Source organism: Streptomyces durbertensis, assembly GCF_014156695.1.
Lineage (GTDB): Bacteria > Actinomycetota > Actinomycetes > Streptomycetales > Streptomycetaceae > Streptomyces > Streptomyces durbertensis.
The window spans coordinates 1-6,873 of the sequence record NZ_WMLF01000292.1 but is presented as its reverse complement, the minus strand read 5'-3'; the positions used below and the strand labels follow the sequence as shown (position 1 = coordinate 6,873).

General features: G+C 65.5%; 9 protein-coding genes. 5 read left to right on the top strand and 4 right to left on the bottom strand.

The window, feature by feature from the left end; genetic code table 11:
• Nucleotides 1-113: 113 nt before the first annotated feature.
• The 4 genes from GL263_RS18305 to GL263_RS18290 are packed head-to-tail and all read right to left on the bottom strand — an operon-like array spanning nucleotide 114 to nucleotide 1,902.
• Nucleotides 114-314, bottom strand: a complete 201-nt coding sequence (locus tag GL263_RS18305) for a DUF5999 family protein (RefSeq protein ID WP_182856802.1) — start codon at nucleotides 312-314, stop codon at nucleotides 114-116.
• 48 nt (nucleotides 315-362) lie between these two features.
• Complete coding sequence (locus tag GL263_RS18300) at nucleotides 363-827, bottom strand: DUF6302 family protein (protein WP_182856801.1); 465 nt, start codon at nucleotides 825-827, stop codon at nucleotides 363-365.
• On the bottom strand, nucleotides 821-1,324 hold the full coding sequence (locus GL263_RS18295; RefSeq protein ID WP_228456621.1) for a DUF6415 family natural product biosynthesis protein: 504 nt from the start codon (nucleotides 1,322-1,324) through the stop codon (nucleotides 821-823). The genes GL263_RS18300 and GL263_RS18295 overlap by 7 nt, the downstream gene beginning before the upstream one ends.
• Nucleotides 1,324-1,902, bottom strand: a complete 579-nt coding sequence (locus GL263_RS18290) for an ATP-binding protein (RefSeq protein ID WP_228456618.1) — start codon at nucleotides 1,900-1,902, stop codon at nucleotides 1,324-1,326. The genes GL263_RS18295 and GL263_RS18290 overlap by 1 nt, the downstream gene beginning before the upstream one ends.
• Nucleotides 1,903-2,164: 262 nt before the next feature.
• Here GL263_RS18290 and GL263_RS18285 point away from each other — a divergent pair, with 262 nt between their 5' ends.
• The 5 genes from GL263_RS18285 (at nucleotide 2,165) to GL263_RS28485 (ending at nucleotide 6,782) form a co-directional block, all read left to right on the top strand.
• Nucleotides 2,165-3,532 carry an NsdA family TPR-like regulatory protein gene (locus GL263_RS18285; protein WP_182856799.1) on the top strand — a complete coding sequence of 456 codons (1,368 nt, stop codon included), beginning with the start codon at nucleotides 2,165-2,167 and terminating at the stop codon, nucleotides 3,530-3,532.
• Nucleotides 3,533-3,537: 5 nt separating this feature from the next.
• Nucleotides 3,538-4,362, top strand: a complete 825-nt coding sequence (locus GL263_RS18280) for a DUF1932 domain-containing protein (RefSeq protein ID WP_323379461.1) — start codon at nucleotides 3,538-3,540, stop codon at nucleotides 4,360-4,362.
• 921 nt (nucleotides 4,363-5,283) lie between these two features.
• On the top strand, nucleotides 5,284-5,565 hold the full coding sequence (locus tag GL263_RS18275) for a helix-turn-helix transcriptional regulator (RefSeq protein ID WP_323379460.1): 282 nt from the start codon (nucleotides 5,284-5,286) through the stop codon (nucleotides 5,563-5,565).
• Nucleotides 5,566-5,709: 144 nt separating this feature from the next.
• Nucleotides 5,710-6,393, top strand: coding sequence for a site-specific integrase (locus GL263_RS28490; RefSeq protein WP_228456622.1), 684 nt, complete (start codon nucleotides 5,710-5,712; stop codon nucleotides 6,391-6,393).
• 8 nt (nucleotides 6,394-6,401) lie between these two features.
• Nucleotides 6,402-6,782: a tyrosine-type recombinase/integrase gene (locus GL263_RS28485; RefSeq protein ID WP_323379462.1), complete on the top strand. Its 381-nt coding sequence runs from the start codon at nucleotides 6,402-6,404 to the stop codon at nucleotides 6,780-6,782.
• Nucleotides 6,783-6,873 lie beyond the last annotated feature (91 nt).

The window sequence follows — 6,873 nt, the reverse complement described above, 5'->3', positions numbered from 1 at the left end:
CTCCGGCACCGAGCCCTCTCCAGATCCGACTGCCGGGTGTTGCACCCGGCCCGCTCGTAGCCAAGCGAAGGGGCCGTTGTGTGGACCGGGGACGAGACACTTCCTGGCCGGGCTCATGTGCGCGCTCTTCTCCCGCCGACCGGGCGGTGCGGAGCGATGATCGTGCCGTTGGGCAGCAGCTCGCCGGTGTCCTCGAAGAGCAGCACCTTGTTGCACAACAGGCTCCAGCCCTGAGCCCAGTTGTGCGCGACGGTTCGCGCGGCTTCCCGGTCGGAAGCATCAGCCGGGGGACACGGTGGGTTGTGCGCACACATGGTGCTCGTCCTCTCGGTGGGGTCGGAAGTCGGGCCCTCTTCAGCCGACTACGAGGCCGTGGGGGAATACGGTCCGGAGATTGCCGAAGAGGGTGTCTGTGGGTGATGCCGCACGAACGCGGCGATAGCGTCCTGGCTGTAGCCGTAGAAGCGACCGAAGACCACGTCGTCCTCCCACCAAGCGGGAGCGGGATCGCCCCACTCGACCGTGTGGCAGGTGTCGAGGTATGGCGACCAGCGGACGCGGAGGTTCGGGAAGCCGGGTTGCGTATCGAGCAGACGGCGGGTCGCCACGGCCAGCGACAGCAAGTCGAAGGACATGTACCCACCGCGACGCGAGCCACCGACCGGCACGGCGAGGAGGGGCGCTCGAAACACGCGGATGGCGACGGCGTCGGCGAGGATCGCGGGATCGGCGAGCCGGTCCCGGAAGTACTCGAAGTCATAAGCTTCTGGGGCTGGCCGGAGGGCGACGGCGAGGCGGTGCGGCGACGGGGTGATGTTGGTCAGCATTCGACCAACCCCTTGACGATGCCCGTCTCTTCCAGGCGCTCGGCGAGTCGCAGGACGATTCCAGCCAGCCTTCGCAGGTCCCCACGGGCCGGCGACGAGTCGCCAGGCAGCGCCTCGGCGGTCAACGTATGGGCCTGCTCGATCAGGACGGCGATGTCCAGGTGCTGAATTTGGGCGTCCTCGCGGAGTCCGCGGTTCACGAGCTGCCTGAGAGCCCCGCGGAAGCGCTCGACCATCTCGTCAGCGTCCTCGTACTCGGGCAGCGGCCCCCGGCCCGGCCGGCCCGCCGCGTGATGGCTGACCTCCGTCTCGCCGTGCAAGACCACGTCCAGGTCGTCGTACACCTGATCCCAGTCCACCGGACTCCACCTGCGCAGGCCGGCCAGAACACGGCGCAACTGCGATGCTTCCGGAACAGTGCAGGGGATCGTCGGGATCGACGGGTCCTTGACGCGAACTGGCACCGCGGTGTCGTCCCGCACGGCAGTGTTCAACATCAGCACGCCGCCAACTTCAGCTCGCACCACGTGTTCGCGCCGTTGTCCTCAGTGCCCCAGGCGCCTCGCCCCTCTTCGGCCAGCCACCTCACGAGAAACAGGCCGCGGCCGTGCTCGTCAGCGTCATCGGGTTCGTGGGGTAGGGCATGGAAGCTGGGGACACCGTCGCGTACGTCGATGCGCAGGTAGCCCTTGAGGAGAGAAAGAGTCACCGTGATCTTCCGGCCGCCGCTGTGCATGACGGCGTTGGTGACCAGTTCGGAGACGACCAAGACCGCCTCGTCGGTGACGTAGGCCAACCCGTGAGCGGTCAGGCACTCCCGGGTCCGGCGTCGCATGATGCCGACCTGAGCGCTGTCCTCGGGCGACGAAGGCGCCCCCGGCGGTCGCTGCTTGATCTCGAAGGTAGAGCTCATTAGGTCGCCGTCGCGGTGGAAAGCGCGGCGCGGACGTACGGCAGTCGTTGTCATCACGTCCTCTGGAGGGGACATCACGTCCTCGAAGGGGCCGGGCGGGGCTAACCTCACGGCCGAGGTAGCCCAGAGCTGGGGGCTCGGCGGCTGCACAGCGCGGCTCATCGTGACTCCCCTCGTCAACTCACCGGTTCAACGGAACGTGACAGCACGATCCGAAATCCGTGATGTCTGCGATGGAAGCGGCAGTCTTGCTGGCTGGCCACGCCTTAACGAGTGCCTCAACGATGTCGTCTCGCGTCGTCCTGTGTCACATCGCGGTCATCTCGCGTCGCAAGCCGGACCTTCTGGGCAAGTTTCCTGTCCGTGCGCGCTGTTGCTGTCTAGCGTGGATGCCGGAACAACTCCCGAGCCTCAAGGAGCGGCTATGGAAACGGAACCGCCCCTCTTCCAGATCTTGGTCAACCAGAAGGGCTGGCAGGAGTACGAGGTGTTCAAGAGGCGGTACCAGGACGCCGCGCGAGAGCTGGCGGAGACAGAAGGACCGACTTCTCTCGCGACTGCCCCACCGCCGGAGAAGCGCCAGTTCGTCAGGTGGGTCCACGGTGAGGTGAAGACGACGCCGCGTACCGAGGCCCGGCGCATCTTGCAGTTCATGTTTCCGGGAGTCCCGATCGGCCGCCTGTTCGCTCGCGCCTCGGCGACGAACAGTTCCCCCGGCCTGCGCGAGGCGAGAGAATCCGTTTCGGAAGATCAGTTCGACTACGGCGCCGAGGACGTGGTGATGGCGGCTGCCAATGAGTCAGCGCGGTTCGCTGCCCGGGCGGAGGGCAGCAACGTTGGCCCTCACACGATGGAGCAGTTGGAAGCAGATATTCGACGGATAGTGACCAACTATCCCAATCGTCCTGTTGGGCCCCTGTTTCGGGAAGTGCGCGCTCTTCGTAACCGTGCCTTTGAGTTCCTTGAGGGCCGCCAGCCACCTCAGTACACTCGCGACCTCTATGTGGCGGCGGGCGTGCTGTGCGGCGTCCTGGCAAACGCCAGCTTCGACCTGGGGCGGTACGAGGCGGCAGAGACCCAGGCTCGCACCGCGTTTATGTGCGGTGAACTCGCGGGCCACAACGGTCTCCGGGCATGGGTCCGAGGGCTCCAAGCCCTGATCGCCTACTGGGACGGCCGCCCCCACGATGCTGTACGTCTCGCCGAGGCCGGAGGCCACTTCGCGCCGGAGCGCGGCACCGCTCATATCCGTTTGGCCAGTATCCAGGCCCGTGCCTACGGGCAACTTCAGCAGGCGACCGACGCCATCGCCGCTCTGAACAGGGCCAATGATATGCGCGATCAGATGACCGCCGGGGACGACCTTCCAGGCGGAATGATGGCCTTCCCGGAGGCGAAGCAACTCTTCTACGCGAGCAGCACTCACCTGTGGCTCGGCGGCAACCAGCATCTGAGCGATGCTGAGGCGCGAGCCGACGAGGCAGTAAGCATGTTTGAGGCAGCTCCCCTGGAACAGCGTCGCTTGGGAGAGATGTCGTTGGCACGCATGGATCTGTCCATGGCCCGCTTGAGCCGAGGGGATCTCGATGGCGCGGCTCTCCAGGTCTACGAGGTGCTTGGCGTGGACGCTCGTCGCCGTACTGAGAGCGTACGGAAGCGGGTGCAGCAGTTCGGCCGCCACGTTGCGCTCCACCCTGCACGCACCACCCCAGCGGCCAGGGCGATTCGTGAGGCTATCGTCGCTCACCAGGAGCAGACGCCGGCCGAGCTTCCCCCTGGAGGATCACAGTGACTACGGTGACGATCTTGCACCCCGGCTCGATGGGGGCAGCCGTGGCCGCCCAGGCGATCGGGGCTCGTAGGGTGCTGTGGGTTGCTGCCGGCCGCAGTTCGGTGACGACTGAGCGTGCCGAGCGGGCGGGTATGACGCCCTGCACGTCGCTCGAAGAAGCTCTCGCCGCGAGCGATGCTGTCATTTCGATTTGTCCGCCGCATGTCGCAGAGGACGTTGCGACCGAGGTTGCTGCCCACGCCTTCAACGGTCTCTACCTAGACGCCAACGCGATCAGCCCCCAGCGAATGGAACGGATTGCGAGCGAGATCCGCCCGGCCGCTCTCGTACTCGACGGCGCCATCTTTGGCCCTCCGCCCGGCAGCGGGCGCTCATGCCGCCTTTACGTAGCGGGTGACGGCCATGCCGCAGAGCTCGTGCACACTCTGTTCAAGGACTCCGCGGTCGAGGTACGTGGAGCCGGCGCACACATCGGCTCCGCCTCAGCGCTCAAGGCATCGTTTGCGGGCTTCCAGAAAGCCGCCCGTACCCTGGCCGGCGTTTCGCACGCTCTCGCCGACGCTCATGGCGTCGCCGATCTCCTCACGGAGGAAGCGAAGAGGATGCCCGCGCAGATCCTCTCCGATCCGGAGTACCTGCCCAGTGTGGCTGCACGAGCGTGGCGATGGGGCCCCGAGATGGAAGAAGTCGCAGACGCGCTGAGAGACGCCGGGCTCCCGACCGAAATGGCCAAGGCAACGGCCTCGGTGATGGCGCGCTGGGAGAAGGACAAGGACCAGTACGACTTGTCCCTCGCCGCCGTTCTCGCGCACCTACGGGAAGAGCCCTGATCCGAAGCAGAAGATGGTCTATGCGGCCTGCGCCGCGTCACCCGACCATGACCAACTACTCAACATCGTTTAAAGACACCGCCCAACCTTGTTCCTTATCTTCCGTCCCTATCGTCGGGCGGGGACGGAAGGTTCCAGGCGGCGTCTGACTGGCTCACGATCATTCGAAGTTCGCGGGCGCCCCGATCCGCTTCTGCCCACGCGGGCTCTGCCCGCCTGGGCGACGGTCCGAAGGCTCTTGGACCGCCTTGACCTCGCGCCCTGGTCCGGGCGGTCGGGAGCTAGCTCGCGCAGCCCGCCGGCCCAAGACGACCGAGGCCGGCGGGCTGCGCGGCGCGGCCGTGGACAACAAGGGCGGGGTTGCTGATCCCGTATTCGGTGGGGTCAGCATGCTGCGAGAGTGTTGGCGTCTTCCTCGTCACGCCGGTGCGAGTCGACCTCTACTGAGGTTCTCAGAGTCGCATTCGCCCACGGCAGACAGGGAATACTCTCAAGAGACTGGAACTGTCGCCAGGGCTATGTCAACGTACAACACCCGTGGGAGACGGGCCGATAATGGCTCCGCCGGGTGACGCTATGAGGAATCCCTCTGTCGATGCACGTACTTACGCCTCTCTGACTGTTCGACCGCCCTGTCGTTCACCTGGGGGATCTCTGCGTGCATTGCCTGCGTGAGCGCACGGTAGACCATGATCGCCGGTTAGCCAAACCGGCGATCATGTTGATCATTGAAGTGTGCGCATTCGGGGTTCTCGATGGTGGAGCCCGTAGCGGATGTTGACGGCAGAGTCGTAGTTCTGGGAGGAGATCTTTGCGATACGCCTGGCGGTGTATTAGGTGCGGCCCGGGCTGTCTAGCGCAAGGCGCCTTCCGTTGTTCGTCTTAGCTGCGGATCTCTACATCGGTGAGCGCAGATTTATTATGACGCACATTCTGACTTCGAATAATGAGGTAGATATGGCATGTGAGAAGGGTGTGAACTCGGAATCTTCTCTTCAAAGAGTCTCTCGTTGGTATCGCACTGGAGAGTTGGCGAGTCTGCTCGGAGTTGATGCATCGACCGTGCGGCGGTGGCGAACTGCTCGGCCGCCTGTAGGGCCGCCGTTTGTGAAGATGTCGGAGAGGGTCTTCCTCTACAGCGAGACCGATGTCCAGCGGTGGCTCGGCTCGCGCCGAACCGTCCCCGGTCAGGGAGCCGCCTGAATGCCTCACGTTGAACGCCTACCCGTCGCGGTCGCTCTTTCGCCGGATATTGAGCACCGGCCAGGGAGACCATTGCCGTACCGGGCGAGGGTGCGCTGGGTTGACCCTCACACCAAGAGGCGTGAGTCGCTTTCCGAGGCTCAGGTGGACGAGGAGAGTGCCCAGGCGTGGATCGACAAGCTGAAAGCCGCGGCGCTGCGCGGAATCGATCCTGCCACCTCTACTCAGTCTTTGAAGGTCTACGGCGAGGCGAACATGACCCATGCGCTGCGGGGCCTGGAGCCGAAGACGACCGACCCGTACCTGGCGGGTTGGCGACTACGAGTGGTTCCGAGCCTGGGGCATGTGTCGGTGTCGATGGTGAGCAACGGGGCGGTCGACCGCACCGTTTACGGCTGGATCGCCGACGGCCATGGCCGTTTCACGGTCAAGAACAGCCTTGCGGTCCTGGTGCGGGTGATGGAGCAAGCCCGTCGCGACGGCATCATCGACGCCAACCCTGCGCGCGTTCGCGGCTGGCAGAGCGAGTATCAGAAGGCCGAGGATGAGCTTGATGATCCGCGAGTGCTGGCGCTGCCGGACTGGAAGGCGCTAACCGAGCTGGCCGACGCGCTGGTCTCGCGTTCCCATGGCAGGTTCCTGGGGTGGGGGAGTGTGGTGATCTTCGCGGCGTGCACTGCCGCCCGTATCGGGGAGGTCTCCGGAGTGCGGGTGGAGGACATCGACCCGGTGAACTGGATCTGGACCGTACGCCGTCAGACGACACCTTCCCCAGGGGGCTGGCGGACAAGCGGACCAAGGGCAAGGCGGCTCGGCGGGTCCCGTTGATCGAGGAGGTGCGGCCGCTGGTGGCTCAGCGTCTGCTGGCGGCGGGGCCCGACCCTGAGGCTCGGCTGTTCACCGGGCCGCGTAGCGGGAGGATCACTACTGCTGTGCTTCGCGACGTGACGCAGTGGGATGAGGTCGTCACCACCCTGGGGTACGAGCATCTTCGGCGCCATGGGCTTCGGCACACCGGTCTGACCTGGATGGCTGACGCCGGAGTACCCCTGCATGTGCTGCGCGTCATGGCCGGGCACGGTTCGTTGCAGACCACCCAGCGCTACCTCCATCCAGACCTCCTGGCCATCAGCGCCGCAGGCCGGTCGCTCAGCACCTATCTGGCTGCCGCCCCTGCCCCTTCCCCGTCACTCCAGGCGACCTTGCAGGTCTTGTAGATGGTCTACAGGTGGGGCAGAACGGGCGTGATCCTGGTCCCCAGGGAACCTGCTCTGATCTGCGGTTTCTTCTCCGGGCTGGTCCCCACGG